Source organism: Pseudomonas sp. GD03903 (assembly GCF_029840045.1).
Classification (GTDB): Bacteria; Pseudomonadota; Gammaproteobacteria; order Pseudomonadales; family Pseudomonadaceae; genus Pseudomonas; species Pseudomonas pseudonitroreducens.
Map to the genome: position 1 here is coordinate 50,554 of NZ_JAOCBT010000017.1, position 25,789 is coordinate 76,342.

The following is a 25,789-nucleotide window of genomic DNA, read 5'->3' on the forward strand; positions in this document are numbered from 1 at the left end:
ATCAAGGGAATGGCGGCGGGCGCGATTCGTGGAGCAATGACCTTCTCGCCCCGTCGCCCGATGGTGGGCAGACGGGGCGCGCGCACCGTTGCAGAAGGAGACGCGCGCTTTGGAGTCCCGCGCGGTGCGGGACGTTTGCCTCGCCGCCAGTGAAGGGCCAGCGCGGCAGGGGGAAGCGAGGATCAGGACGCCTTGGAGGCAGCGCGCCGCTTGCGCGGTGCGCTGCGCCGGCCCGTCGGGGACTCGATCGGCAACGTGCCCTTGCAGTCCGGGTAGCGCGAGCAGGACCAGAACGCGCCGCTTTTGCCCGTGCGCTGCTGCATCGGTGCGCCGCACTGCGGGCAGGCCGGCGCCGGCGGCAGCTTGAGCGAGAGCGTTGCGCCGCGGTACTGCTGCACGAGCTGGCCGATCCACACGGACTGCTTCTCGATGAAGGTGTCCAGCGCCATCTGGCCGGCCTCGATCATGTCGAGCGCCTGCTCCCACACCGCCGTGGTGCCGGGGTCGGCGATGGCCGAGGGCACCGCGTCGATGAGCGTGAATGCCGCGTCGGAAGAGCGGACGGCGCGGCCTTTCTTGACCAGGTAGCCGCGACCGATCAGACCGTTGATGATGTTGGCGCGTGTCGCCTCGGTGCCGATGCCGGTGGTATCTCGCAGCTTCTGTTTCAGGCGCGGGTCGGTCACGAACTTGGCGACGGTCTTCATGGCCTTGATCAGCTCGCCCTGCGTGTAGGGTTTGGGCGGCAGCGTCTTCAGCGCCTTGAGATCCACCTTTCCGACCGGGCAGGACAGGCCCGCATGCAGGGCGGGCAGCACCTGGCTGCGCTGCGCATCCTCGCCACCGGCATCGTCCGGCCCCGGCGTCGCCAGCACCTCACGCCAGCCGATGACGGCGATCTGCTTGCCCACGGCCACCAGCGACTGACTGCCGCACGAGAACTGCGCCACCGTCCGGTCGAACTCATGGTGCGGGAGGAACTGCGCGAGGTAATGGGCGCGGATCAGCCGGTAGACGGCCAGCTCCTTCTCGTTCATGGCCGACAGGTTGGCGGGCTCCAGCGTCGGGATGATGCCGTGGTGAGCCGATACCTTGCCGTCGTTCCACGCACGCGAACGCTGTTGGCGATCCAGGCGCTCGATCAGCGGCCGCAGGCTGGGGTCGGTCTTGACCAGACTGTCGAGTACGGTCGGCACCTCGGCCAGCATGCTCTCGGGCAGGTAGCCCGAATCGGAGCGCGGGTACGTTGTCGCCTTGTGCGTCTCGTACAGCGCCTGGGCAATGTCCAGCGTCTCCTGCACGTCGAGGCCCAACTGCTTGGAGCACACCTCCTGCAGCGTGCCCAGGTCGAACGGCAGCGGCGGTGCCTCGCGCACGCGCTCGGTGTCCACTGACACGACCTGCGCATCGCGTGCGGCGCGAATGCAATCCGCAGCCTGCTGCGCCACCGGCTGCTGAAGGCAGCGACCCGCTGCATCCGTGCTGCCTTCGGGCGGTATCCAGCTCGCGGTGAAGGACCGGCCGGCATGGGATAGCAGCACGTCCACGGCCCAATACGGCACAGAGACGAAGCGCGCGATCTCGCGATCACGATCCACCACCAACTTCAGCGTCGGCGTCTGCACGCGCCCCACCGACAGCACGCCGGTGTAGCCGGCCTGCCGACCTAGAAGCGTAAACAGCCGGCTCAGGTTCATGCCGATCAGCCAGTCGGCACGCGAGCGGGCCAGGGCCGAGTAGTACAGCGGCAGCGTCTCGGCGGACGGCTTGAGCGCACCCAGCGCCTTGCGGATGGACGCATCGTTGAGCGCCGACAGCCACAGACGCTGAATCGGCCCGCAGTAGCCGCATAGCTCGATGATCTCACGGGCGATCATCTCGCCCTCGCGGTCGGCGTCGGTCGCAATCACCAGCTCGCCCGCCTTGGCGACGAGCTGCTGCACGACCTTGAATTGCGCTGCGGTCGCCGCCTTGGGCTCGACACGCCAACGCTCAGGAAGAATGGGCAGTTGCTCGATGGCCCAGCGCTTGTATTGCTCACCGTAGCCTTCGGGTGGAACCGCCTCCACCAGATGACCGATGCACCAGGTCACGACGACACCCGCGCCGCTGTAGCAGCCATTACCGCGTTGACTGGCACCCAGCACACGGGCGATGTCCTTGCCCTGGGACGGCTTCTCGCACAGGAACACGCGCATGAAGCCTCCTTGGAAATGTGCGGTTCATCGGATGGGCGTCAGCTTGGCGGGGCCAGGAGATGCCGTCAGCAAGGAAGCTGATTGGTGCAGACACCGCTTTGTGATCGGCAGGCGGTCCGTTGCCGCAGCGGTGCGCATAGACCGCAGGAGCTGGCACAGCAAGAGCGTCGTTTCGGGAGGGCGGCTGGGACGCTGTGGACGACCTTGGAACTATCCCCTGGGGATAGCTCGCTGGTGCATCGCGGGCGTATGACGGTTGCTACAGCCGCCCTCGGGGGAACGGCGATGGGCGAATTACTGTCCGCCGGCCGGCTTGGCGCTGAGCGCCACCGACTCGATGCGGTACGGCAGGATGCCCACGCGCCGCGCCTCGACCTTGAAAGTCACGCGCTCGTTCTCGTCGGCGTCCTCCCATTCGTCGCGCACGGTGCGGCCCTCGACCAGCACCCGCATGCCTTTCTGGTACAGCGTCTTCCAGTGCTCGGCGTCGCGGTGCCACAGCTCCACGGGCGCCCAATAGCCGCCGCGGTCTTCGTAGCCGTCCTTCGTCGGCACTGGATTGTCGAAGTAGACGTTCAGGCGCAGCAGCCGGCGCGGCTCGTCGTTGCCGTTCGGAAATTCGCGGTAGTCCGGCGCAGAACCGATGTTGCCCTCGCCGACGAAGTGCGTGCTCATGGTGACTCCTTGGTGGTGGGTGGAACGGACGCGGTATGCCCGTGGACGCGCCGCAGGTAAGCCGCTTCGGCCTGCGCGGCCTTGTTGGCGCATTCCAGGGCTTGGCGAGCGATGCTGTGGGTCAGGCTGATCTGCATGTTCAGCACGATGCGCTGCAGTTCGATCGCGTACAGCTCGTCGATCAGCGAGGCCGGCGTCGCGGGGTTGGCCAGCAGGGCCTCCCACAACGCCACGCCCATGGAGGAACGGTCGAGGTTGCGCCAGCGCAGGAAGGTCGTCCCTGCGCCAGTGGCCTGCTGGGCCAGTTGCACGTCGAGCAGGCTGAAGGGATAGGCGCGCGCCTGGGGCAGCACGCGCCGCTGCGCCAGGCCAATCACGCCGTCGCGCAGCGCTGCGCACTGGCTGGCCCAGGTCTCCAGACTCCCCTTACCCTTAAAGGGCTGTAAAAGGCCTTTTAGGTAGCCTGCGTGTTCCAGCCGCTGGAAGTCCGCCTGTTCCAGCGCCACGAAGCGCGTGGAGTGGCTGATGGGGGGCGATGCTGTCATGCGCCAGCACCCTCATTGCCCGTCGCACCATCGGCTGCGCCACCCGTGGGAGCCGGCGTATCGGGCTTGATGGCGGGCGCAGCAGGCGGCGTGCCGGGCTTGGTCGTCCGCCGCGCGATGGGTGGCGCGAAACGCGAGCGGCGCGTGCCTTCCAGCACGTCCTGCGGCAGCTCGCCGAACTTCTCCAGCGCCGCTCGCGCCGCGGCGTTCTTCGCCGCGAAGTCGTCGCGCGTCGTGCCCGAGTAGCGGTACTGCTGGGCCAGTGAGAACAGGCTGCGCAGCGCGTGCGCACCATCATTGAGCCAGCGCTCCAAGGTGCTGCGGTCGATCAGCGCCGTGTGGTGCGCCAGGATGAGTTTGCGTGCCAGGTCGTCGTAGTCGGCCAGCAGGTACACCGCCATGAAGCCGAGCTGGGCGTTCACGAACAGCGGCAGCTTAACCGGCTGCATGTTCATGTTCTCGCCCAGGGACAGCGCCGCTGGCACGTCGGCCAAGGCCTGATCCACCTGTTCGCGCAGGGTCTGCAGACGGGTCTTGGTGTCGGCGAGCTTGTCCTCGATCCGCAGCATCCACCAGTCCGAGTAGGGGTCGTCCTGCTCGGCGCCGCGCTTCATCTTGTTCATGGCGCCGATGAAGCCGTTGAGACCGATGATGCCTGGGCGCCCCTCGGTCGGCGCGCGGCCGTGCCAGATGCGCGAGGCGTGGTGCGTGTGCAGCGTCAGCGACATCGCGCTGCGCAGCGATCCGAGATTCAGTTGCAGGGGTTCTGTGCGTTCGTTGGCCATGGGAGCGACTCGCGGTGAAGGGGCGAGTCGCCAGCATCGGCATCGGCCGGAAGGCCGTCAGTCAACAAACCGCAGCCCATGCGCGCCCGGTTTGTTCCGCACGGAAGGCTGTGTGTGCCGGCTATCCCCTGGGGATAGGTCTTGAGCCACCAATGCTTGATGTCGGGGCTTGAACCATGACAATGACTGGGGGCGCATCGCACCTGGGGTTGCTGCGCAGAAGAACGAGGGGAAAACATGCAGGATGGGAAAGCCGTTCAGTTGCTGTTGAACGAGGAAGAGCACGGGCACGGCCACGTGGTCGAGAAGCTGCTGAAGCGGGCGGAACGCCTGGAATGCCTGGTGGCGTTCGCGAAGACCTCGGCCCTCGGCGACTTGTTGAAGCCCTTGCGCAAGGCGCTGGAAAGCGGATTGAAGGCCAGGTTTGCGATAGGTCTGGACTTCTACCTGACCGAACCCGAAGCACTCCGACAGCTCTTTGCGCTCGCCGAGAAGCACGCGCTCGTCCTGTACCTCAGCAACGCCAGCGACACCTTCCACCCGAAGATCTACGCCTTCCAGAATGGCAAGCAATGCTCGGTGATCGTCGGCTCGGCCAACCTCACCCACGGAGGCTTCTACGGAAACTACGAGGCATCGGCCCTCATCGACGACGCGAGCGGCGCGCTGATGGCATCTGTCACGCGACACCTCGATGCGCTGGTCGCGGACAGGATTCTCGTGCCAGCGACCAAGCCCCGGATTGATGCCTACGAGCGGGAATACATCATCCACGACACTTGCCGGAAGGTGGCCAAGAAGCGCGCGCAGAAGGCGAGCCGAACCAAGGGGTCGGACTTCACGATCCTGGCCGACCTCCTGGAGCTGATGAAAAGCGACGATTCAGCGCATGGATTCACTGCGCAGAAGAACGGCCGCAAGGGAAACCTGCGCCAGGCAAGGCGCAGGCTGGCAGAGCTGGCGGCCCCGAGCAGCAATGCCAGGCGGGACTTTCCGAGTAACTACGACGCGCTGATCGGCCTGTTCCATTCCGGCGGGCTGCACCGCAGCAAGAGCCGGATCGCCAACCACCCAGGGCAGTTCGTGGCCGCAGTGGCGGACATCCTTGACCGGCGCAACCTCTCGCCTGCCGAAGCGTTTACCGTTCTACATGGACATTTCGGCGCCATCACCGGAGCAGGCATCAACCTGCTGACTGAGATTCTGCACGCGCTGGACAACAAGCGGTTCGCCGTGATGAACCAGAACGCGGTGTCGGGACTGGCGCTCGCCGGCATCCGGGACTACCCACTGCATCCAACCAAGCAGAACGTCAGTGCGGAAAGCTACGCAAGGTACTGCGGGCATGCCGATACGGTCAGACGATCGTTGGGCCTGGACGACTTCACGGAGCTGGATGCACTGTTCAACTACGCCTATTGGCGGGAAACGGAAGAAGACGAAGCCGCGACCTGACCGGATCACCCCACGGAAGGCGACCTGTTCCGTCTATCCCCTGGGGATAGCTCAGGGATCGCGCAAGGCTGAACGCAGCCGTGCGAGGTAGGCGCGCGCCACCTCGGGGTCGGCTGGGCGGGAGGCCGAAGGCGACGACGATGACGCGGGCCCCGCAGCTCGCGGCGCGAGCGGCGCTGCTGCGTCGGTGCCCGCCCACGCCTTGAACTCTCCGCGGATCGCCTTCTGGATGATGCCGAACAGGTAGCCGGCCGGGTTGCGCACCGCGCTGTTGTGGCAGCGTGCCGCCCACTCGTCGAGAACGGCCTGCCGCTGCGCTTCGTCCACCTGCTGCAGGGCCACCAGAGCTCCGGCCTGCTGCTCATCCTTCAAGCGCAGGAAACGCTCGGGCAGTCGCAGGTTCTGCAAGGCCCTCGCGCGCGGTACTGTACGTACTTCATTTATACGATCATTACGTACTGTACGGTCCTCCTTCGGAATCCGAAGAGAGCCGTCCGGCGCGGGTTTCGGCCCTGCTTCGGATTCCGAAGACGGGCGCGCAGCATTCCGAAGAAGGGCTTCCTGACCTTCTTCGGATTCGTGGCCCGCACCCTCCTGTGGATAACCTGGCGCCGCCCAGCCATGCCGCGCCATGCGCTGCGCCAGCACCTGCAAGCGGGTCGGCAGCGTGCGGCCGCTGAGCAGCGGGTCTTCGGCAATCTCCTTGAGCGTGTTCATGCCCACGATCTGTACCGCCTTGGCGGCATGGGTCAGCGCCTGGCTGACCAGGCCGAGGTAGTCGGCATCGAGCTGCATCGCCTCGAAGGGCGACAGCGGTTCGTCGTGCAGCACGTAGAGGTTCCCCTGGATGCGGCCGGTCTTGGGATCGCGCCGCCGCCGCACCAGGCTGAGCCAGCGCGTCAGCCGCAGCAGCGTCAAGGCGCGCGCCACGGTCTCGTGCGAGGCTTGCGCCGCACAGGGCATGGACGCCAGATAGGGGCGGAGTTGGTCGTAGGTGGGAAAGGCGGTCACGCCGTCGTCGTTGAGCTGCAGGCGGAACACCTGCCAGGCATTGCGCTCCAGCGGCGTCAGGCGCCGGTCGAGGAACAGCGCGCGCGGCACGCTCTCGTGCCGGTTGCCGCTGTAGAGAAAACCGTCCTGGCTCGCCGCCGTGCCCTGCGCCGGTTCCTTCGGCTCAAGGTGCCGCAGTGCCTCGTCGAACAACGCCGACAGCGCAACCGGGCCATCACGCCTTGGAGCGTCGCCCGTCGTCATGACCTACACCAGCCCCTGGTCGACCCAGTTCCGTATCGCCGACCAGATCACCGACATGGGCAGGTTCATGGCCTCGGCCAGATCCATGGTCAGCGCCAGCATCGCCATGTCGTCGTTCAGTGCGATGTGCCGCTCCGTGATGCCGGCCTTCCAGCGTTCCCACAGGGCCACGTCCTGCGCCTCGTCGAGCACCGGATGCCGGCCCTTGCGCTTGGGCAGTCCGAGGATGTCGCGGCGCAGCGCCACTTCCTGATGCGTGAGGCCGTAGAACTTGCTGACCATCTCCGTGCTCGCTCCCAGGCGCAGCATGCGGTCCACCGTGGCGATCTCCCGCTCCACGTCGTGCATCTGGCTCAGCAGCCGCTTCAACACATCCCGGTTCACCGACACCGAACACCACGACACCGTGGCATTCACCAGCATGCTCACGAGTTCGGGGTGCTTCAGCGCATCCAGCTCTTCCTCGCCGAAGCCCATGGCCTTGCAGCGGCGCAACTGGCCGTTGCGCAAGTCATGCAGGGCCTGGGCGATCACGGCTTGGTTGAGTGGGTGCGGTGCCGACATGCGGAAGCCTCCTGCGCTCAGTAATCCTGGCTCGCTACGCCGGCTTCCAGATCCAGCAGCCGGCGCGCCAGGCGCAGCAGACGGAACAGCTTCACCAGCGCAGCATCGCTCAGGCGTGTAGCCGAGCCGCCATGGCCATGCAGCAGCGCAGCCAGCTCGTCTGCCAGCCGCGCGCGGTCCACTCCGTTCGCGGAGGGCGGCGCCGCACTCAGCACATGCAGCAGGGTCAGCACCGCCCGCGCGAACGCCGGCAGCGCCTTCGCCTGGCCCACAACCGGCGCCGCGCAGACGAAGCCGATGCCGCCGACGCTGGCCTCGATATGGTCGGCGACCGCCGCTTCCTCGCCGATTTCGCGCGCGAACTGCGCGATGTGCACACGCAGGCGATCCGGCACGTCCAAGCTCGGCTCGATGTACCAGACGTCCGAGATGGGATAGAGCCCGCCCGCCTGCACGGGGATCGCACGCAGCGCATCGGCCTCGAAGTCGGGCAGCTTGTCGCCGAGCTGGTCGGCGACCATCCGCTGGATGGACTGCAGGCGCTCGGTGGTCGGTGCCGGTGTCACGATGTGCCCTTGCAGGCGCTCGTCGCGTTGTCCGTGCTGGTCCTGCGGCGCTTCGGGCGATGCAGGCGGTGGCGCTGCTGACGCCGCAGGCGAGACCGGCGTGGTGTCGCGCGGACCGGACGACACGGGTGGCTGCTGAGGCGCGGAGACCGGTGCGGAAGGAGCAGCAGGCACGACAGGCGCCGGTTCGCTGGTCAGCGCACGCTGGCGGCTTTCGCTGTCGTCGATCTCCAGCGCCAGCGTGTCGTAGTCCGCCTCCAGCAGCTCGGCCATCTGGCCCACCAGTTCGTCCTGCACCCGCTGTGGCGAGAAGTCATCCGGTTGTGTGTCGAACTGCGTCAGCACGTCCTGAAACAAGGTGGCGAAGTCCACGGCCACGGTGCGGCCCAGCGCACGCCGCTCCCAGGTGCGCTCGCACGCCTTGCGCAGCACCGCGAGCCGGTCCACCTGATGCCGGCCCAGTCCGCCGTACAACAGCGTCGGGATCGCCGGCAGCAGGTAGCGCACCGCATCGTTCATGCGGCTGATGTGCGACTGCGGCACCGGATAACCGTCGGCAGTCAGCCGCCGCGCGAGTTCGCTCTGCGACAGTGCCTGGCCGCTTTCCTGCTCGTAGAACTCGCGCGCCTTCTCGATGCCCAACGCCCGCTCGATGAAGGTCAGCCCGCCACGCAGCTCGTTCTCGGCCAGATGCCCGGTCAGCGCCACGATTTCGCCGCGCGCCGGCCACGGGCGAAACAAGCACGGTACGCGATAGAAGCGTTCCTCCTTGGTCTCGCTCCACAGTTCGCGCAGGATGGCGAGCCGCGTATTGCCACCGTTCCTGATAATGTAGTGCGCCTCGCCCGGCCGGCGCGTGATCGCCGGCGGCGCGTCCAGCCCGCGTTCGCGGATCGACGCCTTGATTTCCTCGTAGGCCGGGTTGCGCGTCACGCGCGGGTCATGTTCATAGGGGCGCAGCTCGTCCAGCTTCACCACCATCGGTGTGTCGGCGATGGGGTCGGTCAACGCCCCGGCCGAAGGACCGCTGCGTTCGAAGCCCTTGGCCAGCAGCTTGGCGGCCATGTCCTGCGGCGTCGGCTCAGCCATCGCTGCTCTCCCGAGACGCCGTCAGTACCTGTCGATCGGCGCGGCGAAGCTGCGCGCGTGCGTTGCGGCTGGCGCGGTGATCGCTCGCAGTCGAGCTGGTATAGATCGCGGCGCAGCCGGGCTTGGTGAACATCAGGTGCCCGCCGCGCGTGCGTTTCACGTGCCAACCTTCGCCCAGCGCGAACTCGATCAGCGCGCGCAGCCGCGCATGGCCGCGGGCCAGTTCATGCGCGTTCGCCATGACTGGCTCCCCCTGCGCGGCCTCTGCCGGTAACGCATGCAAAGCGCTCCCTCCATGCCGGGAACAGCTCGCCAGCCAGCGCACGCATCGTCTCCAACGCCGCAGGCGCAGTACGGCCCACTGGTTGCCGGTACTCGACGCGATGCACTGGCAGCCCCCGTGTTGCGGCACGTGGGTAGGCTTCAATGGCCGGGACGTCGGTGTTCAGGACCTGTATGCCTGCGTGCGCCTGGAACACTTGTCGCAGGGCCTGCTGGATCAGTCGGGCGTTCGACGAAACCGGATGCACACGGTTGATGAGCAAGCGCAGCGGTGGCGGCTCGATGCCGAGGTGCCGATACGGAGCTATGTCCTCGATCAGTTGCAGCGTGCCGCGCCTCAGCTCACGCGCCGCCAGGATCTCCGGCGTCACCGGTGACAGCGCCAGACTGGAGGCGAGTACCGCCATCTCCAGCAGCACACTGCGCGCTCCCTGGGTATCGATCAGAAGCAGGTCGTAGTGCGACGCCAGTGCGGGGAGCAGGTGACGCAGGCGCAGCCGGCCGTCGGGCGCGTGCAGCAGCAGTGTGTTCAGTTCGCCGCGGTGGTCGTTCGACACCACCAGGTCGAGACCCGCCACAGCGGTCTGCGAAGCCAATTGCTCGATACGCTGCTCATTGAAGGCCAGCATCTCATAGATGCCGGCAGGCGCATGCGTGCCGAGCGTGAAGTAGCTCGACAAGGTGGGCTGTACGTCCAGGTCCAGCAGCAGCACGCGCAGTCCCGCATCGGCGATGAAGCCGCCCAGGTTCGCTGCGGTGGTCGTCTTGCCGACGCCACCCTTGGTCGAAATGATGGATACCACCTGCATGGTGCGACTCCTCGTGGAAGGGATTCCGGGGGGCGCGGGCTCACGCCCGCTCACTGAGTCGATCGGTGATCCACTGATCGATCTCCACCGAATCCCATCCGATGGCGCGTACCCCGAGGCGCAGGGGCTTAGGAAACTTGCCCTCCTTGATCAGGTTGTAGATGTGGGCGCGTTTGAAGCCGGTCTTGGCCTCGACTTCCGCGCGGCGCAGGATGCGGTGTTCGTTCGGCGTCGCGGTGGCGATGGTCTGGGCAGTCACGAGGGACACTCCTTGGCGCTGTGTAGCGGCGATGATGGAAGTGCCCCGTATTCAATAGCGCGGTTCCCGCGCGGTCACCGCAAGTGCAGACACGCCGTCTGCACTTGCAGTCAGCGGTCCTGGGTAGCGAGATGACGCTTGGCTGCCGAAAACTTCGCCCACAGCGTTCGCTCGCTGATTCCGGATTTGTCGCCGTAATGGGCAACCAGCGCATTGATGACCGATTCCAGCGTCTCGAAAGACGAATAGGGAACGCCATTGGGTGACTTGCCCAACAGCAGGGTCAGAAGACCGCCAACGATGTTCAGGTAGGTGGATTCACTGCGGGCGCCCGGCATCCCGGATCGCTTCTCGCGCTCCGTGCGCGCCTGGTGCTCCTGGCTGAGCGCCTGGAACTGCTCATAGAGCGCGTCCCAGGCCTGCACCTTGTCGGCAAGCTGGAGCTTCAACGCCTCGCGATCCATGACCAGTGCCTGCACGGCATCGACACTGACGGCCGGATGCAGGTGACGCTCGAAGGCATCGAACAGGAATGCCGGTCGCTGGTCGGGATAGAAACGGATCATCCAAGCCTTCAGATCGACGTGGCGGATCGTGAGGCCAGGATCATCGAGCAAGGCGGGATCGTTGCTCGTGAGGCCATCCTTGCCGTAGGGAAGGTCGAGATGCACCAGTGCGTCGTAGATCCGTTCCGCGTTCAGGCGAAGCTGTGGCCAGCGCGCCAGCGCAGCGTGCTCCGGCAGCCGGTTCATCCCTTCGGCAATATCAAGGATACGGCGCTCGAAGCGTGACAGTCCCGCCCACTGGATGGCCGCCTCGATCGGACGATAGAAGACCTTGGCTTGGGCGCCGGAAGAAGATGACTTTCTCATGGGCTACTCCCTGGTGAACGGGTTCAGGACATCGGCTTTTCTCGTGGTCTGGTCGACGCCATCCACACCTTCGCGGCGCGGAGCGGTGGCGACTTGGCTTGTGGAAAGGTTGTAGTGACGGCGAATGGCTGCAATGCTCACCCCAGCAACCAGTCGATGTGGCACCTTGTCCACCAACACCGAGCCTCTGCGTGGCGGTATGCTTCAAGATGTTTCTCGCCCGAGGCGGGGAGGCTTGGTGGTGAGGTTTTGCTACAGATGCCATCGCGGCGAAAGACGCATTCGGTCTACGTGCTTTCAAGTCTGGGCATCACCCGCATGTCAGACGCCGAGGGTCTTTCAGCAGACGCGGTTCGGGTGGCACCAGGCGCGGCGACGCCGTCTCGACGGGCAACGATGAGGCTTCGAGCCAGACGGCACGGGTCTTCGTTCAGATCAAGAAAGAATGACAGGCGAATGCCATCGATTCACCGACAAGTCTCAGAACATCAACAGTTCTATTGCGGGCAACCGACATGACAGAAAAGCCGATCACGGTCTTCCAGCATCTTCACCTCAGGGGCAAGACAGCAACCGCAATGCGCAGTGGCATCCTCGCGCAGGTTGGTGGCTCTTGGCGTCACGACGCTGAGCGGGAAGAAGACCTCAAGCAACACTTGGGCGACGACGATGTGATCGTGCTTGTACGATCTGCATTCGACGACGTCGATGAATCGGCTCTGGTGCTGTGGCAAGAGCCTGATGGCTACAAGGTTTCCAATATCGTGCCGCGAAACGTCGGTGAGCTTTGTATTGACAAGTACAACGCGATTCTTCGTGACTTCGTCGCCCAAGTCGCGGAACCGGCGTCCCGGGCCGGCGGTTTCGGCGTCGAACTGACCTCTCCCAACCAGACTCTTGAGGATTGGCTGGATGCCGAACCGGCAGCAGCCCTGCGGCGCTTCTCGCGGCTCGCCAATAAATCCACAGGTGCGGCCCATCCCATGGACAGGGAGCGCTGGTACGCGTTCCTGATTGCCGCGCACCGTGCATCGAAACGACTGGATAGTGACCAATTGGCACGGTGGCTTGTCGAGGTGGAGGCCTGGTCCGCAGGGCGGGCGCAGGACTTGGCCATCGACTATGAATTCGCACTCGGACTGCTTGAACAGTATGACCAGTCGCATACATGAGCCTGAATACTTCAGTCATTGACGACTTGGCTGCTTTAAACGCGCCTGTGTTGTGCGTGGATACATGCACCGTCCTTGACGTCATCCGTGACATCACGCGCGAAACAGCGGTAGCACACGATGCCAACGCCGGGCTTGCCTTGCTTGCGGCAGCCGAGGCCGGCTCCGATCTGATTGTTCTGATGGCAGAACAGGTGACCATCGAACTTGCTGCTCATGTCGCTGGCGTCGAGGTAGAGGCTCGAAACGCTTTGGCAAGGTTCCGGGCACAAGCTCAACGTATCCATGAAGTGGCCTTGGCCTACGGTGCCCAGGGAATGCTGCCGCTGGACCACCTTGAGGGACACGTCGCGCGGGCCAGGACAGTGCTGAACAGGTGGCGGGACGTTGCCAGCGTGGTGCCGCACAACGATGGGGTCGCCAGCCGTGCGTTCAAGCGAGTCAACGAACCTCGTGCTCCCGCCCGACTGGGTAAAGAATCAATGAAGGATTGCGTGATCGTCGAAGCCTATATCGAGGCGGCTGGCCAGCTTCGCTCCGCAGGGCTGGTGGCGCCGATCGTGTTCGCCTCGTCGAATACGAAGGAGTATTTCGCGCCGAACACCCGACGTCTTCAAGATGAAATCGCTGCCGATCTAGAGGACGTTGGTGTGGAGTACGCCCCAAACTTCGGCGCAGCGAAACACAGTCTCGGCCTATAGGCGCATCTGGACAGGACCCTGGTGGCTGTGCATGGACGTTGCTGGGCGATGGCAGACGATCCCGGGTTGCCGGGCAGGTGGGGCTGGTACATAATCTGGTCTAATTCCGTGGCGCTCACGGAAGAAACCCGTTATCAATCAACGGGTTGAGTGCGGCGTAATGTTCCCTTCGCCCGCTCCAGAACACCCTGCCGAACCCCTGAAATGCCTAGCGTTTCGGGGGTTTTGCGTTTTTGGAGGCGGGAAGGTGTCGAAAAAGTGTCGAAGCCCTGGCAGAGAGAACAAGAAAATAGATCAGAACGGCTCTTCCGGGGAAATATCGGGAAAACCGTCACTAGCATCCTCGTCTTGATCTCCCTTGTACTTAATCCAAGCCAACTCTATAAATGGGTAATTTCTATCGACTATAGAATCAACGACGGACAAACCAATTTCCGGGTCCATCATCGAGCATGAGATGTTACCAGCCCTATACTCTTCTTTAAGCTTTAAGAGCATTGCCTCGCCAAACAAACCCCACCCAACAAAAGCAACCTTCGAATCACGACCAAGCATAACAGAACGAAGCTCACCCCAATGGGTATATCCTTCCGGACGGACAGAACAGACATTACTTAGTATATCAGTCGCGGCATCACGAATTTCCGAAAGAGCGTTCCCATGACCGACAGGGTCAAACTCAACCACGATATCCATAAACCGACTAACCATTTCCGGAATATCTTCCAGATCTATTTTTTGTAAAAACCTTTCAATAGACTGGTAAGGCGCAAAATTAATCACAGTAATCGAATAGGGAGCCAAGCTCAACTCCCATTCATCTTTCCAAAGAAAAGCAAACCCATGACTATTTAATCGAGCTCCGATGGTAGCCATAGATTGCAAGGCAGTTTTAAACTGCTCTATGCAGCCATCCAATCGATCTCTATTTGCATTTGGCTGATATAGCCCATCGTCATACAAGCAAATCTGATATCCCCCTAGATGACGATCACTTATAACCATGTCTAAACCACCTTCGGCGAGCTCTTGAACTGGCAATATCTCGAGACGCCTTACGCCTTCATGAAGCACCGGCCTCAAACAGATTAGGTTTTTCCTTTGCCAAAAGACCTCCTGCCGAACATAGTGCTTTAGGAGTGTCGACCATTCAGTAGAAACCAAAACATTCACCACATCACCGTCAGAAATAAAAGGTATCGAAGCCCTTATCTCACAGCAATACGCAGATAGTTCTGTTCCAGCCTGCCGGCTCGGACTAACTAAATTCTTTAACTCAACAATAACGATCGATTCTGTCTCAGTGGCGTATAGTACAAAGTCAGGCTTTAACGCCTCTCCTACGTTAATAGATATATTTTCATTTTCAGACGCCACCACATTAGAATAGAGCGATTCTTTGCATACATTTATAGAATCAAGAATACGCTGCTCCATCCTTCCGCTAGGCTTATAGTCATCATAGCAATCAATATTAACAATAACATCTGCCAGACCATCACCATTCGACAGCTCTTCAGACAACCAATCTTGCATTTCAGATTCACTTTGAAAAAGCCCCATACACCTGCATCCATCCTATTAAAGTAGTGGATTCAGTGTAACCGCAGATGCCAAATAGTCTTGAGAAAGATGCGCATACCGCATTGTCATTGAAATCGACGCATGCCCCAAGATTTGCTGCAACGTCACGATGTGCCCGCCGTTCATGATGAAGTGACTTGCGAAGGTATGGCGTAGCACGTGGCTGGCCTGCCCTCTCGGGAGCGTGATCGAAGTGGACAGCAGCACGATGCGGAACACGCCGAGGCAGTTGGTGAACGGTCCGTGAGTCTGCCAGTGCTGACGAATCTCTTTGGCCAAGGCTTCCGAGATTGGCACCGAGCGAACGCGCTTCGACTTGGTGTTGGCGAAGATCACCGTGTTGCCCTTCAACCGATCCAGGGTCAGTGCCTGCGCTTCTCCCCATCGAGCACCGGTTGCAAGGCAGATGCGAGCGACCATCTTCGGATGCGGCGACGTGGTACGAGCATCGAGCGCGGCAAGCAGTTCAGATACCTGATGCTTGGTCAGGTATGACAGCGGCTTCTCCTGAAGCTTCAGCGGGCGCATGCGTCCGACAGGATTCTCGTAGTCGATGGACCCTAGCTGCCGTAGCTCGTTATACATCGACTTGAGGTAGCCAAGGCGGTTGTTGGCGTACTTGCCCGACATACCTTTAGAGACCTGTAACGAGCGCACACGGGCCACTTTCGCCGGTTCCAGGGACACCGCCACCGGGTCACCCAGATCCTTCGCAATCAGCCGCAGAATCGCCACACAGCGCTTACCGTTCGCGAGAGTCTGGCCATGCAGCTCATACCAGAGTTCGACCAGCTCGGAAAGCTTGCGGCGGTCCTTGGGCTTGATCGTCCAACCCGGATTCTCAGAGCATTTCTGGCGAGCATTGGCCTCGAACTGTGAATCGCCCCGGCGAAGCGATACTGCCAACGCTGCATGACGTGCAGATTCACGGCATGGCAACCAATGCCCTGGTGATCACCGGCATCGAGTTCATCGACGGCGTGGCCTACTCGCAGTCTTGGCATTGCAGGGTCACGTAGCCCCGCTAGTGCACCTTTTGGAACAGCAGCTACCAACCCGAATCGAACGGTTACCGAGGCCTGCATCCGCCCAAAGCTGGCATTCGACACTGCGAACGAATGCAGCAAAGAATCATTCAAAAATATTTCCTCCACTGATAGCATGGCATCAATTTGCCATCCAGAAAGATCATATGGGCTGGTCCTAAGGCAAAATCTCACTGGTGGCCTTGGCATAAACGCCTAGCGCGTGACGCGTGATACAGCCGGTTTTTCCGCTCGTTCGGGAGCGGATAAAACCGCCCACTTAAGTAAGCATTAGTTCACACCCAAAAGTTAACAGTTACGATAATCGCTAGGGCTTCAGCCAATGAAAAGCATAAATATTATATCTCTTATGCAGGCATATAAAAGCCTCAACCCAGCAGAATACAACAACTATATAAAGCACTACGGGATAGATATAAACAACAGCGAAATTGAAGACCTTGACCACCTCGCTTCAAACATATACAAAATCTTATCGTTCGTTAATATATTCGATGCGTTTTTTGTAGGCTATAAAATACAACACATTAGCAAAGAATTTGATTTGCTGCGCTTCGGCTACAATTATATTTTAAACATCGAGCTTAAGAGAAGCAGTACCGAGACAAAGATCTGCAATCAACTAACAAGAAACAAATACTATCTCAACCACATAAACAAAGTTGTACATAATTTCTCTTACATTGTTGAAACAAACACACTTTACAAACTCGATAGTAAGAACGCCCTTGAGGTAGTTGATTTCAGATTACTAACACAACTATTGACCAATCAAAACGTATTGAAGATAGAGAATCCTGACGAATTATTTAATCCGTCAGACTATTTGGTCTCACCTTTCAACTCCACAGATAAATTTATTAATAGTCAATACTTCTTGACTGGCCAACAAGAAACCATAAGAGATAAAATCTTAACCCTAATCAACAATGGCGCATCGCATTTTATTTCAGTAAATGGCGGCCCAGGGACCGGAAAAACATTACTAATATATGATCTGGTCAAGCTAATCAAATATAAAAAACGAACCCTTGTTGTACATTGCGGAAATCTAAATGAAGGCCACCTTAAACTAAACAATCTGGGCTGGAATATTATACCAATAAAAAACCTAAGAAATTACAACCTAAGCAGCTTTGACTTAGTTGTTATTGATGAAGCACAGAGAATATATACAACTCAATTTGACAAAATAGTTATTGATATTGCAGCGAGCAATAAGGTTTGCATTTTCTCTTATGACAAGCAGCAGACTCTATCTTCAGCAGAGGCTCGGGCAGATATTGATGGAAAAATTAATTCCGTCACAGGCATATCTAAGTTTAAATTATCCGACAAAATTAGAACAAATAAAGAAATTTCCAGCTTCATTAAGCTACTATTTAATAACAAACGAAGCGACATTATCTTCTCCAACTGCGGCAACGTTGACTTTAATTACTTCACCGACTCAGCGACGGTTAGGAACTATATCCAGATTATAAGTAACGATGGATGGGAGGTACTTAAACTGACTCCATCACTACATGCAAACGAGCATCACGAGTCGTATTCAAATATTCACAGCAAGAATTCACACGCAGTAATCGGACAAGAGTTCGATAACGTTGCCGTCGTTATGGATGAATATTTCTCCTATGACAACTCAGGCTCATTAACTTATAAATCAAAAACGTATTACGACTCTGTAAAAATGCTATTTCAGAATATCACGAGAACAAGGAAGAGATTGAAACTAATAATAATAAGCAACAAGCAAGTACTGAGTAGATGCCTATCTATTTTGGAGTAAATGGTAAAATCCAGGACGGAGGCCGGCCTACGAGTAGTCATGTCGTAGGAGCGCTAAGGCTACAGCCCTTGGCGTTCCTTTTTTCAGGGCTCCCGTCTACCATAGCCAGCGATGAGGAAGCGGATATCCATTTGGTCCCTCCCAGCGTGGAGTAAGACTAACAAGGTAGCTGCCGGGAAGCTGGTAAGCTCAATGGACGGGAGGCGAGAAGTGATCGGAAAACGAATAGTCGAAGTGGCATTTTTGGTTGCCCTTCTTTGCTTTTGGATCGGCTACTGGATAACACCAGAGCTTATCCCCCTTCCCCTGCCTGAAACGTTGCTCAGCCCTAGAGTGGCTAACGCTATTGCTGTCGCAGCCAGCGCATCTCTCTTGAGCGAGCTCTTTTTCGCCGTGACTCGCAAAGAGGCGGATGCGATAGAGGTTTTTCGACCCTATGGACTGGTGCTTTTCGGTGGGGCGGTATTTGTTCTTACCTACACCTTTCCCTGGCTGTTCTTTGTTAACGGGCCAAGCGGCTTAGGTGTGACAGCTTGGTTCTTCCGACTGGGGACGAGCGAAGCCCCCTCTTTCAGCCTCTACATTGCGCTCATACTGAGCCTCGGTAGCTTTGGGCTGTACCTCTTCACGATCGGGTTGAAAGCGTTCCTTTCAGTGCTTTCCCCCCGGCTCAAGTGACTGTCTTTTGTGGCCCATGGCGAAGGCCAGCTGTCGAAAAAATGTCGAAATCAATGCAACACAAAGGCACGAATCCGAACCAGCAGCCCGCAGAGTTAGCCGCATAGCAACACATTGCGACGCACCGGCACTCCGGTCTCAAGGGTTCGATTCCCTATGCCCCCAAGGTCCACCTATACACCAAGGTGGGCTAGCGCATCAGACAATTTCGGCTCGATAGAGGCTGTCAGCGCGAGTCCAGTTCTTGGAGTCGTTCCAAGGCACCATCGACACCGTCCTGGGCCGCTTCCTCTACAAGCCGTCGCCCCATTGCTTTTTCCTGCCGAATGCCATTAGCGCCATAGAACAAGTCCAAGCCGTGGATAAGCTTGGCCGTGATATGACCACCGTCCGCAGCTCGTTTGCACAGCTGAGCAACATATGGCTTGTCCATTAGAACCATGTCGCCGGAGTCGTAGTAACCGGTAAGGACAAAGGTTGCTCCTGCGTGACCGAGGGTGGACGCTTTAGTCAGCAGAGCAATGCTCCGTCTCTCGAACTCCTCGTTGGATTCGTTTCTGTCGACGCTATAGGTCGAATACAGAAACAAGGCGTCCGGCTGAGACGCATTCAGCAGAGGCTGGATTAGGAGATGCGCCTCTCTAGCGGAGCCAGAGTCCAGCAGTTCCTGGGCTTTAGCGATGATCACATCATCGTCCATGTCGACCTCAGCAGACCTCAGACACCTGTCGAAAACGTGTCGAAATCAATGGAACGGAAAGCTACGGAGTGAGACGCCAAAACGGCGAAAACAGTGGCATTGGAACGCATAGCAACGCTTCAAAGCACTGTTTTAGAGGGTTTGAAGCCCAGTCACCTCTCTTCGCCCGGCGCACCGAGCCATCGTACATTCCGCTACTACCGTTTTCTATTCCTAAGAACCAGACCAACCGAAATAAATATTGCAAACGCCCCTAGGACTCTCTGCGTTCCCACATCAATCCCCATTCCTGCAGACCCACTATTATTTAGAGTTCGGCTCCGCAGCCCAGGTGATAGCTCCGAATCATTCGCCACCAACAAAACCCCGATAACGAATAAAAATATATATGGCCAATTTCCGTAAAAGAAATTTTTAAACATGCATCCCCCTGCGAAAAAATGCTTCCGAGCAGATCAGCCAAACAGCTAAATCGTAACAGTCCTGCAAGTTTAAGTCCTAACCTCTGAGGAGTTAGGCTACTGAGGTCCTTGCGATTATCAACCGTCAAGGGCGATTCTGACGAAAAGTGGCCGCACAGACTGTCGAAAAAGCGTCGAAACCTATGATACGAATAGGTACGAATCCGGACCAAAAGTCTAGGGAATCAGCCATATCGCAACACATTGCGACGTTCTGGAATAGTGGTCTCAAGGGTTCGATTCCCTTCGCCCGCTCCAGTTTCCATGCAAAAGCCCCCGGCAGCCTGAGTTGCCGGGGGCTTTTGTTTTCTGAGGCGGTCCATTGAGCAACCTGCGAGCGGGCAGCTCACCTGCTGTGATTCAGGCGAAACGACACCGGTAATACCCGCCGCTCCATGGCGCACAAAAAAGGCCGTATCCAACGATACGGCCTTTTTCGCTGCACCAGCGCTGACATCAGGCGTCAGGCTTTCTGGGTCTCGCGATGGTGAATTCGGCCCTTTTGTAGGGCTCCTTGCGACCGTGTTTCCCAGCGGGGATCTCCTGGATCTCCCCGCCCTTGGAGAGAAAGGCCGAGATTTTCTTATCCAGCTCCAAACGTGCGCTTTTCGTCTCTGAATCGGACATCAGGTCACCCGAGGTGATGAGCCACCAGATTGGCGGCTAGCGAACCACTATACGCGTGGAATGCTCGCTATCCCGACCGCCGGACCGATTTATGTAATTTCCCGCGAAATCGCTACCTATTCCCTGCCAACTCTGTATGCTGCCCGTCTGCCTGCTCGGTTTAGCGGCACCGGTTCGATGATTTGTCTTCTTGATTCTCCATCTCTGCGGTCCCTTCACTTCGCATCCAGTCAGACCACGCATGCTGCATGGCCTGATTAATTCTTGATTGGAGTTTCATCATGGCAACTCGCCAAACCGGTATCGTCAAATGGTTCAACGCTGAGAAAGGCTTCGGCTTCATTACCCCGGAAAGCGGCCCGGACGTTTTCGTCCACTTCCGCGCTATCGAAGGTACCGGCTACAAGTCGCTGGACGAAGGCCAGAGCGTCAGCTTCAACGTCACTGCCGGCGCCAAAGGCCCGCAGGCCGAGCAAGTGCAAGTGATCTAACCGCTACGGTTAGGAAAAGCCCCGCCAATGCGGGGCTTTTTCGTTTCTGCTCGAGCGCTCTCCAGTCCGTTGCAAGCGGATTGATCACGGTCACAGTGCCTTTTGGCAGCGGCACGGCGGCTCTTGTAGAATTCCCCTCTCCACCGCCTGAGCGCTCCCATCTTCAGCCCGGACTCACCGTATGCCCGCTTCCGCATTGCACCGGCAGCTGATGTCCTGGCTCCTGCTTTCCTTCTTCCTGCTTGCTCGCCTGGCGTGGGCGCAACCGATGATCGACGCCGCCAGCGTCTCGACCCAGCCGCTCACGCTCACCAGCTACGTCTCTGTCCTTGAGGACCCGAGCGGCAAGCTGACACTGGCAGACGTGCAGTCCACCGAGCTGCAGAACCGCTTCAAGGCCGATCAGCCGCCGGGCAGCTCACTGGCGATGGGCTTCACCCGCTCGGCATTCTGGCTGCGACTGAACCTGAGCAACTCCAGCGATATGCCGCTGCAGCGCCTGCTGGTACTGGAGAACCCGAGGGTTTCCCATGTGCAGGCGAACATCCCGCAGGCGGATGGCTCGTACAGGGCGATCAATACCGGCAGCGACGTCCCGCAGTCGAGCAAGGTCTACCCGAACCGCAACTTCGTCTTTCCGCTGACGCTGCCGGCGCACTCGGAGCAAACGATTTACCTGCGGGTCGAGTCGAGCATCGGGTTACTGGTACCGCTGCAACTGTGGCCGGTGAAGGCCTTCCACGCCTACGAACGCGATGACTACACCGGCAAGGCGTGGTACTTCGGCATCGCAGTGGCGATGATCCTGTTCAACCTGATGCTGCTGCTCGCGCTGCGGGATCCGATCTACCTGCTCTATGTAGTCTTCGTGAGCTGCACCGCCGGGGCACTGGCGATCAAGAATGGCCTGGCGCCGGACTGGTCGCTGTTCGGCATGCCGCTCAACGCCAACGTCATCTACTACTCCGGCGTGTCACTGGCACTTGCGGCACTGCTGCAGTTTGCCCGACGGATGATGCAGTTCGAGCGGATATTGCCGCGTCTGGACTGGGTGCTGCGGGGGATGATCCTGCTCTACCTGCTCAGCCTCATCGCTTATGCCATCGCGCTGCCGTACGTGTCCCGCGCAGGCATCCTGCTGAACTTCGCCACGGCGGTGATCCTCCTGGCAGGTGCCGGCGTCGCCGCGTTCAAGCGCCAGCGCAGCGCGTTCTTCTTCCTCGCCGCCTTCGCGTTGCTGATGCTGGGCGGGGCGATGACCTCACTGCGTGCAATGGGCATCGTGCCGACCAACCTGTTTACCGTGGACGGCCTGCAACTGGGCTCGGCGATGGAGATGCTCGTGCTGGCCTTCGCCCTCGCCGACCGCTTCAACGTCATGCGTCGGGAGAAGGTAAGGGTGCAGGAGGAATTGATCCGTACCCAGCAGCAGCTTGTGGATAACCTGCGCAGCTCCGAGCACGAGCTGGAACTGCGCGTCGCCGAGCGCACCGATGAGCTGCGCGAGCTGAACAACCAGTTGGAAGCGATGAGCCTGACCGACGCCCTCACCGGCATCGCCAACCGGCGCCGCTTCGACCAGGTGCTGGCGCAGGAATGGGGGCACGCGCGCCGTTCGGGTGAGTCGCTGGCGCTTGCCGTGGTCGATGTGGACTGGTTCAAAAGCTACAACGATCGTTACGGCCATCCCGCCGGCGACGCCTGCCTGCGCGAGATCGCCCAGGCGCTCGCCACCAAGGTCAACCGCTCCACCGACCTGGTGGCGCGCTACGGCGGCGAGGAGTTCGTTTTCCTCGCGCCGATGACCGATCTCGCCGGCGTGCGCGGCATGGCGAACAAGCTGCTGCAGGCGGTGGAAGCCCTCGCCCTTCCCCATGAGCTTTCACCACTGGGGCGGGTGAGCGTGAGCATCGGCATTGCAGTAGCACTGCCGGTGGAGGAAGCCTCCGCCGAAGGGCTGGTAGCAAGGGCGGATGCGGCCTTGTATGAGGCGAAGGAGCAAGGGCGGAATCAGGTGGTGGGCGGTTGAAAGGCGTCAGTTCGCCTTGTTGGCGGCCGGCACATTTTGGGCACGAATCCAGCCCTCCATGAGTTGGCCACCGTTTACGACCCTCACCTGCATCCATCCATCATCACGGGTTGCCTTGATCTCCGCCAGAGCCCCGTAATGCAGGAAGATCGCGTTGTGGCCCGAGCCAAGCTCGCGCTGCGGTGCACTGAACAGTTGGACGCGACGCCCTTTGATGATCCAGGTCTCTCCCGGCCGCGCCTCGACGAAGGGCGTCGAATCGACAGGATTGTGGGCGTACATCGCCTTGAGTGAGAGTCCCAACCAAAGCGCCAGCCCCGCGCTAATCAGACCTAGCGACAATGGAAATCGGGCGAGATAAGGCCGCACGCTCCGCCGCCCCCTCGACTGGCTGCGCTCAAGCTCGAAGTGCATAGCGCAGAGCCCTGATTCATCGGTCAGGGCAATCTGCTTGCAAAGTCGGCACTGCATGGGCTCCCTCCCTCGAATAGCGGTGACTAATCTAGGGTGTTCGTCCCCATCCCGCCAGCTCCGTGCGGCTTGGTGCACTCAGAGACTCTGGCCTCGAAGCGGTCACTCCGAAGGCCCTCGCCACTTCCCCAGCCAACCACCGACATCGGCCGATATCGTGCTGAACTTCGGCACATCGTCCCAGGAAATCCACAGGCGCCCCTGCCAGTCGAGGACCGTGACCCGGTCCGAACGCCAGCTCATCTGAACGCGGCGGGGTCGTTGCGGGTCGCTCCGTCCCTGGTCGCGCAGCAGCGGGATCACCTCGTCGGACAACCAGCGCGTCACAATGCGGTATTCCGGATGGCCGTAGCGGATCAACGCCTTGTACAGCGCCGGCTCGTTGATGACCTCGACCTTCTCCTCGGTGCCTCGGGCCTGCAACAGCCAGACGGTCCGCACCTTATCGCCCGACACCTTCCCCGCCAGACTTTGCGGATGCCGCAGGCCGAGCATTCGCGCGAAATCGTGCGCAACGATCCAGGGCTGGTCGTCGATCATCACGCCGCGCAAATGGTGGTTGTCGCGGGTGAATGTGGTGGCGATGTAGAGATCATCCATGGCTAGCCTCCGAGGGCAGGAAACAGCGATCCACCGGTTCGAGTCGCCAAGCTCGAGACGGTGGGCTTTCGAAAGGGCGAGCGGATGCGCAGGCGCGAGGCTTCCCGTTCGAGAGTGGTTGGGTCAGTATTCGAGATCAATCGCAAGACTGATCGAGCAATATTTGCTCAATCCAAGTATTGCCTAAACCACAAGGATTGAGCAACTATTGCTCAAATATACTTTCCTATGACGGAAACCACTGCAGATAGAGCTCGACTATTGGTCAAGGTTCTGGGTCCGAAGAAGACCAGCCTTCATGGCGGCGATTACGACCGCTGGAGAAGCATTAGCAAGGGCGCGATCCGTGTCAGTACGGATGAAATCGATGTGCTGGTGAAGCTGTACCCGCAGTACGCGCTGTGGCTGGTCACTGGCACCCCCAAACCGGAGATACCTCAGGTAGCACCAGGCAATGATTAGAGGCCGCAGGAATGAGCGCTGCGTGGAGCACGTTTGAAACAAGCACGTACCTCGACAACGAGGAAGTCATCGCCGAATACCTGTCCCAGGTCCTGGCTGACGGCGATCCCGATGAATTGCTGCTGGCCATCGGCAACATCGCCAAGGCGCGCGGCATGACCAGGATCGCCAATGACTCGGGCCTTGGCCGGGAAAGCCTGTACAAGGTCTTCGCGCCGGGAGCCAAGCCGCGCTTCGAGACGGTGATGAAGGTTTTGCGAGCTCTGGGGTTAGAACTGCAAGCCAAGCCCGCCAGCGGCGGCAAGTAAACGAGAAAGGGCGGAATCCTCCTCCGCCCCGGCACTCGCTCAGGCCCTCGCCTTCGCCCCATCCCTCTCCTTCAACAACGCCTGAATCACCTGCTCCTGTTCCTCATATCCACCCTCCCCGATCGACAGGTGGCGCACGCGCCCCTGGGCGTCGATGAAGTAGTGTGCCGGCCAGTACTGGTTCGCGAAGGCGTTCCAGATCCGATACTGATTATCCAGCGCCACCGGATAGTGGATGTCGTGTTGTTTCACCGCCTCACGGACGTTCGCCGGTACGCGCTCGAACGGGTACTCCGGGGTGTGCACGCCGATCACCACCAGCCCCTGGTCCGCATACTTCTTCGCCCAGGCGTTCACGTAGGGCAGGCTGTGCTGGCAGTTGATGCAGTCGTAGGTCCAGAAGTCGACCAGCACTACCTTGCCGCGCAGGTCGCGCAGGTTCAGTTCCGGGCTGTTGATCCACTCCACCGCGCCTTGCAGCTCGGGGGCCGGGCCCAGGTCGGGCAGGCGTTCTGCGCCGTGGGCCATGTCACCGGGCATCAGTTGGCTGATGAGCGCGGGCACGCCGTCGATGACCTTGTGCTCCAGACTGTTCACCAGGGTCGATGAGCTACCCGAAGCCAGCTGCGCGCTGGTGCCGCTGGCGATGCCGACCACCGCCAGCAGGGCGAGCACGCCGGTGGCACGACGCAGGCCTTCGACGACCGCCAGGCGCGGCCGCAAGTGCTGCATCAGCCGGCGACCGGCGAAGAGAACCACGCCCAGTACCGTGGCGCTTCCCAGCCCATAGGCAAACAGCAGCAGGCTGGTCTGCGCGCTCGGGCCCTGCAGCATGGCGCCGGAGAGAATCAGCCCCAGCACCGGGCCGGCGCAGGGCGCCCACAGCAGGCCGGCGGCAAAGCCCATCATCCACGCGGAAAACACCGGCGGCATGCGTCGGGCTTCGCCGTGCAGACGATCACCGAGCCAGGCCCAGGGGCGCGCCAGCCAGTCGCTGAAGCGCGGCCAGAGCAGCGCCAGTGCAGAGACTGACAGCAGCACCAGCGCAAACCACCGGCCCCACTCACTGGCGGCAATCACCCAGTTGCTGGAAACACTCGCCAGGCTCGCCAGCACGGCGAAGCCGCTGGCCAGGCCGAGCAGCGTGACCCACGGCGACCACGCCGGGCCGCCGGCGCGCTGCAACAACAAGGGAAGCACGGGAAGGATGCAGGGGCTGAGCAGGGTCAGCGCCCCGCCGAGAAAGGCGATGAGCAGCATGGAAACCTCGATGGGCCGGCGGCCCGTGGGCTTTTTTCTGGAGTGAACAGCGGG

The 25,789-nt window shown here is 60.2% G+C and carries 26 protein-coding genes and 1 pseudogene; 9 read left to right on the forward strand and 18 right to left on the reverse strand.

Annotated elements, in window-relative coordinates; genetic code table 11:
* Positions 1-182 precede the first annotated feature (182 nt).
* From N5C91_RS22985 to N5C91_RS23000, 4 genes are all read right to left on the reverse strand, one after another.
* Positions 183-2,198 carry a DNA topoisomerase III gene (locus N5C91_RS22985; protein ID WP_279832215.1) on the reverse strand — a complete coding sequence of 672 codons (2,016 nt, stop codon included), beginning with the start codon at positions 2,196-2,198 and terminating at the stop codon, positions 183-185.
* Between the two features lie 294 nt (positions 2,199-2,492).
* Entirely contained in the window at positions 2,493-2,873 is a 381-nt protein-coding gene (locus N5C91_RS22990; RefSeq protein ID WP_134553408.1) for a single-stranded DNA-binding protein, read from the reverse strand.
* On the reverse strand, positions 2,870-3,418 hold the full coding sequence (locus N5C91_RS22995) for a DUF3158 family protein (protein ID WP_124136598.1): 549 nt from the start codon (positions 3,416-3,418) through the stop codon (positions 2,870-2,872). The genes N5C91_RS22990 and N5C91_RS22995 overlap by 4 nt, the downstream gene beginning before the upstream one ends.
* On the reverse strand, positions 3,415-4,203 hold the full coding sequence (locus tag N5C91_RS23000) for a PFL_4669 family integrating conjugative element protein (protein ID WP_108080538.1): 789 nt from the start codon (positions 4,201-4,203) through the stop codon (positions 3,415-3,417). Before N5C91_RS23000 ends, N5C91_RS22995 begins: the two co-directional genes overlap by 4 nt.
* Positions 4,204-4,440: 237 nt before the next feature.
* Between N5C91_RS23000 and N5C91_RS23005 the strand changes: the two genes are divergently transcribed.
* Positions 4,441-5,658 (forward strand): phospholipase D family protein, encoded by a 1,218-nt coding sequence (locus N5C91_RS23005; RefSeq protein ID WP_279832221.1) that lies wholly within the window; start codon positions 4,441-4,443, stop codon positions 5,656-5,658.
* 51 nt (positions 5,659-5,709) lie between these two features.
* On the opposite strand, the gene N5C91_RS23010 is transcribed toward N5C91_RS23005, so the two are convergent.
* From N5C91_RS23010 to N5C91_RS23040, 7 genes are all read right to left on the reverse strand, one after another.
* A complete protein-coding gene (locus N5C91_RS23010; protein ID WP_279832223.1) occupies positions 5,710-6,912 on the reverse strand; it encodes an STY4528 family pathogenicity island replication protein in 1,203 nt (400 codons plus the stop codon).
* Between the two features lie 3 nt (positions 6,913-6,915).
* On the reverse strand, positions 6,916-7,476 hold the full coding sequence (locus N5C91_RS23015; RefSeq protein ID WP_279832225.1) for a DUF2857 domain-containing protein: 561 nt from the start codon (positions 7,474-7,476) through the stop codon (positions 6,916-6,918).
* Between the two features lie 17 nt (positions 7,477-7,493).
* Entirely contained in the window at positions 7,494-9,131 is a 1,638-nt protein-coding gene (locus tag N5C91_RS23020; protein WP_279832227.1) for a ParB family protein, read from the reverse strand.
* Positions 9,124-9,372, reverse strand: coding sequence for a type II toxin-antitoxin system HicA family toxin (locus N5C91_RS23025; protein WP_279832228.1), 249 nt, complete (start codon positions 9,370-9,372; stop codon positions 9,124-9,126). Before N5C91_RS23025 ends, N5C91_RS23020 begins: the two co-directional genes overlap by 8 nt.
* Positions 9,356-10,222, reverse strand: a complete 867-nt coding sequence (locus N5C91_RS23030; protein ID WP_095377261.1) for a ParA family protein — start codon at positions 10,220-10,222, stop codon at positions 9,356-9,358. The genes N5C91_RS23025 and N5C91_RS23030 overlap by 17 nt, the downstream gene beginning before the upstream one ends.
* A gap of 40 nt (positions 10,223-10,262) precedes the next feature.
* On the reverse strand, positions 10,263-10,481 hold the full coding sequence (locus tag N5C91_RS23035) for an AlpA family transcriptional regulator (protein WP_024889636.1): 219 nt from the start codon (positions 10,479-10,481) through the stop codon (positions 10,263-10,265).
* Positions 10,482-10,591: 110 nt separating this feature from the next.
* Positions 10,592-11,353: a hypothetical protein gene (locus N5C91_RS23040; RefSeq protein WP_279832230.1), complete on the reverse strand. Its 762-nt coding sequence runs from the start codon at positions 11,351-11,353 to the stop codon at positions 10,592-10,594.
* A gap of 515 nt (positions 11,354-11,868) precedes the next feature.
* Between N5C91_RS23040 and N5C91_RS23045 the strand changes: the two genes are divergently transcribed.
* Together N5C91_RS23045 and N5C91_RS23050 are read left to right on the forward strand one after the other, a co-directional pair.
* A complete protein-coding gene (locus N5C91_RS23045) occupies positions 11,869-12,525 on the forward strand; it encodes a hypothetical protein (RefSeq protein WP_024889638.1) in 657 nt (218 codons plus the stop codon).
* Entirely contained in the window at positions 12,522-13,226 is a 705-nt protein-coding gene (locus N5C91_RS23050; protein WP_081770071.1) for a hypothetical protein, read from the forward strand. The genes N5C91_RS23045 and N5C91_RS23050 overlap by 4 nt, the downstream gene beginning before the upstream one ends.
* A gap of 294 nt (positions 13,227-13,520) precedes the next feature.
* Here N5C91_RS23050 and N5C91_RS23055 read toward each other — a convergent pair whose 3' ends face one another.
* Both N5C91_RS23055 and N5C91_RS23060 read right to left on the reverse strand, forming a co-directional pair.
* The gene (locus tag N5C91_RS23055) at positions 13,521-14,789 is read right to left on the reverse strand and encodes a hypothetical protein (RefSeq protein ID WP_279832232.1); all 1,269 of its coding nucleotides are present in this window, start codon (positions 14,787-14,789) and stop codon (positions 13,521-13,523) included.
* Positions 14,790-14,807: 18 nt separating this feature from the next.
* A pseudogene (locus N5C91_RS23060) lies at positions 14,808-15,686 on the reverse strand (tyrosine-type recombinase/integrase); the annotation flags it as partial.
* A gap of 492 nt (positions 15,687-16,178) precedes the next feature.
* Between N5C91_RS23060 and N5C91_RS23065 the strand changes: the two are divergent.
* Together N5C91_RS23065 and N5C91_RS23070 are read left to right on the forward strand one after the other, a co-directional pair.
* A complete protein-coding gene (locus tag N5C91_RS23065; protein WP_279832234.1) occupies positions 16,179-17,648 on the forward strand; it encodes a DNA/RNA helicase domain-containing protein in 1,470 nt (489 codons plus the stop codon).
* A gap of 210 nt (positions 17,649-17,858) precedes the next feature.
* A complete protein-coding gene (locus tag N5C91_RS23070; protein WP_279832236.1) occupies positions 17,859-18,326 on the forward strand; it encodes a hypothetical protein in 468 nt (155 codons plus the stop codon).
* A gap of 226 nt (positions 18,327-18,552) precedes the next feature.
* On the opposite strand, the gene N5C91_RS23075 is transcribed toward N5C91_RS23070, so the two are convergent.
* Together N5C91_RS23075 and N5C91_RS31895 are read right to left on the reverse strand one after the other, a co-directional pair.
* Positions 18,553-19,026, reverse strand: coding sequence for a hypothetical protein (locus tag N5C91_RS23075; RefSeq protein ID WP_279832237.1), 474 nt, complete (start codon positions 19,024-19,026; stop codon positions 18,553-18,555).
* 917 nt (positions 19,027-19,943) lie between these two features.
* Positions 19,944-20,114, reverse strand: coding sequence for a hypothetical protein (locus N5C91_RS31895; protein ID WP_236225480.1), 171 nt, complete (start codon positions 20,112-20,114; stop codon positions 19,944-19,946).
* 281 nt (positions 20,115-20,395) lie between these two features.
* Between N5C91_RS31895 and N5C91_RS23080 the strand changes: the two genes are divergently transcribed.
* Together N5C91_RS23080 and N5C91_RS23085 are read left to right on the forward strand one after the other, a co-directional pair.
* Positions 20,396-20,605: a cold-shock protein gene (locus N5C91_RS23080; RefSeq protein WP_218435701.1), complete on the forward strand. Its 210-nt coding sequence runs from the start codon at positions 20,396-20,398 to the stop codon at positions 20,603-20,605.
* A gap of 181 nt (positions 20,606-20,786) precedes the next feature.
* Positions 20,787-22,634 (forward strand): diguanylate cyclase, encoded by a 1,848-nt coding sequence (locus N5C91_RS23085; protein ID WP_279832240.1) that lies wholly within the window; start codon positions 20,787-20,789, stop codon positions 22,632-22,634.
* 6 nt (positions 22,635-22,640) lie between these two features.
* Here N5C91_RS23085 and N5C91_RS23090 read toward each other — a convergent pair whose 3' ends face one another.
* Both N5C91_RS23090 and N5C91_RS23095 read right to left on the reverse strand, forming a co-directional pair.
* Entirely contained in the window at positions 22,641-23,105 is a 465-nt protein-coding gene (locus tag N5C91_RS23090) for a hypothetical protein (protein WP_279832242.1), read from the reverse strand.
* A gap of 102 nt (positions 23,106-23,207) precedes the next feature.
* Positions 23,208-23,705: a BRO family protein gene (locus N5C91_RS23095; protein ID WP_279832243.1), complete on the reverse strand. Its 498-nt coding sequence runs from the start codon at positions 23,703-23,705 to the stop codon at positions 23,208-23,210.
* Between the two features lie 261 nt (positions 23,706-23,966).
* Between N5C91_RS23095 and N5C91_RS23100 the strand changes: the two genes are divergently transcribed.
* Together N5C91_RS23100 and N5C91_RS23105 are read left to right on the forward strand one after the other, a co-directional pair.
* Complete coding sequence (locus N5C91_RS23100; RefSeq protein WP_279832244.1) at positions 23,967-24,167, forward strand: DNA-binding protein; 201 nt, start codon at positions 23,967-23,969, stop codon at positions 24,165-24,167.
* Positions 24,168-24,178: 11 nt separating this feature from the next.
* The gene (locus tag N5C91_RS23105) at positions 24,179-24,475 is read left to right on the forward strand and encodes an addiction module antidote protein (protein ID WP_279832245.1); all 297 of its coding nucleotides are present in this window, start codon (positions 24,179-24,181) and stop codon (positions 24,473-24,475) included.
* A 39-nt stretch (positions 24,476-24,514) separates the two neighbouring features.
* On the opposite strand, the gene N5C91_RS23110 is transcribed toward N5C91_RS23105, so the two are convergent.
* Entirely contained in the window at positions 24,515-25,735 is a 1,221-nt protein-coding gene (locus tag N5C91_RS23110; protein WP_279832246.1) for a cytochrome c biogenesis protein DipZ, read from the reverse strand.
* Positions 25,736-25,789: the final 54 nt, after the last annotated feature.

What these genes read in the sequence shown, in the direction of transcription:
- N5C91_RS23030 (WP_095377261.1), bottom strand. Translation starts at nt 10,222, where the DNA reads ATGCAGGTGGTATCCATCATTTCGACCAAGGGTGGCGTCGGCAAGACG.
- N5C91_RS31895 (WP_236225480.1), bottom strand. Translation starts at nt 20,114, where the DNA reads ATGTCCGATTCAGAGACGAAAAGCGCACGTTTGGAGCTGGATAAGAAA.
- N5C91_RS23000 (WP_108080538.1), bottom strand. Translation starts at nt 4,203, where the DNA reads ATGGCCAACGAACGCACAGAACCCCTGCAACTGAATCTCGGATCGCTG.
- N5C91_RS23025 (WP_279832228.1), bottom strand. Translation starts at nt 9,372, where the DNA reads ATGGCGAACGCGCATGAACTGGCCCGCGGCCATGCGCGGCTGCGCGCG.
- N5C91_RS23080 (WP_218435701.1), top strand. Translation starts at nt 20,396, where the DNA reads ATGGCAACTCGCCAAACCGGTATCGTCAAATGGTTCAACGCTGAGAAA.
- N5C91_RS23055 (WP_279832232.1), bottom strand. Translation starts at nt 14,789, where the DNA reads ATGGGGCTTTTTCAAAGTGAATCTGAAATGCAAGATTGGTTGTCTGAA.
- N5C91_RS23020 (WP_279832227.1), bottom strand. Translation starts at nt 9,131, where the DNA reads ATGGCTGAGCCGACGCCGCAGGACATGGCCGCCAAGCTGCTGGCCAAG.
- N5C91_RS22990 (WP_134553408.1), bottom strand. Translation starts at nt 2,873, where the DNA reads ATGAGCACGCACTTCGTCGGCGAGGGCAACATCGGTTCTGCGCCGGAC.
- N5C91_RS23085 (WP_279832240.1), top strand. Translation starts at nt 20,787, where the DNA reads ATGCCCGCTTCCGCATTGCACCGGCAGCTGATGTCCTGGCTCCTGCTT.
- N5C91_RS23110 (WP_279832246.1), bottom strand. Translation starts at nt 25,735, where the DNA reads ATGCTGCTCATCGCCTTTCTCGGCGGGGCGCTGACCCTGCTCAGCCCC.
- N5C91_RS23045 (WP_024889638.1), top strand. Translation starts at nt 11,869, where the DNA reads ATGACAGAAAAGCCGATCACGGTCTTCCAGCATCTTCACCTCAGGGGC.
- N5C91_RS23010 (WP_279832223.1), bottom strand. Translation starts at nt 6,912, where the DNA reads ATGACGACGGGCGACGCTCCAAGGCGTGATGGCCCGGTTGCGCTGTCG.
- N5C91_RS23090 (WP_279832242.1), bottom strand. Translation starts at nt 23,105, where the DNA reads ATGCAGTGCCGACTTTGCAAGCAGATTGCCCTGACCGATGAATCAGGG.
- N5C91_RS23040 (WP_279832230.1), bottom strand. Translation starts at nt 11,353, where the DNA reads ATGAGAAAGTCATCTTCTTCCGGCGCCCAAGCCAAGGTCTTCTATCGT.
- N5C91_RS23075 (WP_279832237.1), bottom strand. Translation starts at nt 19,026, where the DNA reads ATGGACGATGATGTGATCATCGCTAAAGCCCAGGAACTGCTGGACTCT.
- N5C91_RS23105 (WP_279832245.1), top strand. Translation starts at nt 24,179, where the DNA reads ATGAGCGCTGCGTGGAGCACGTTTGAAACAAGCACGTACCTCGACAAC.
- N5C91_RS23050 (WP_081770071.1), top strand. Translation starts at nt 12,522, where the DNA reads ATGAGCCTGAATACTTCAGTCATTGACGACTTGGCTGCTTTAAACGCG.
- N5C91_RS23015 (WP_279832225.1), bottom strand. Translation starts at nt 7,476, where the DNA reads ATGTCGGCACCGCACCCACTCAACCAAGCCGTGATCGCCCAGGCCCTG.
- N5C91_RS22985 (WP_279832215.1), bottom strand. Translation starts at nt 2,198, where the DNA reads ATGCGCGTGTTCCTGTGCGAGAAGCCGTCCCAGGGCAAGGACATCGCC.
- N5C91_RS23005 (WP_279832221.1), top strand. Translation starts at nt 4,441, where the DNA reads ATGCAGGATGGGAAAGCCGTTCAGTTGCTGTTGAACGAGGAAGAGCAC.
- N5C91_RS22995 (WP_124136598.1), bottom strand. Translation starts at nt 3,418, where the DNA reads ATGACAGCATCGCCCCCCATCAGCCACTCCACGCGCTTCGTGGCGCTG.
- N5C91_RS23095 (WP_279832243.1), bottom strand. Translation starts at nt 23,705, where the DNA reads ATGGATGATCTCTACATCGCCACCACATTCACCCGCGACAACCACCAT.
- N5C91_RS23065 (WP_279832234.1), top strand. Translation starts at nt 16,179, where the DNA reads ATGAAAAGCATAAATATTATATCTCTTATGCAGGCATATAAAAGCCTC.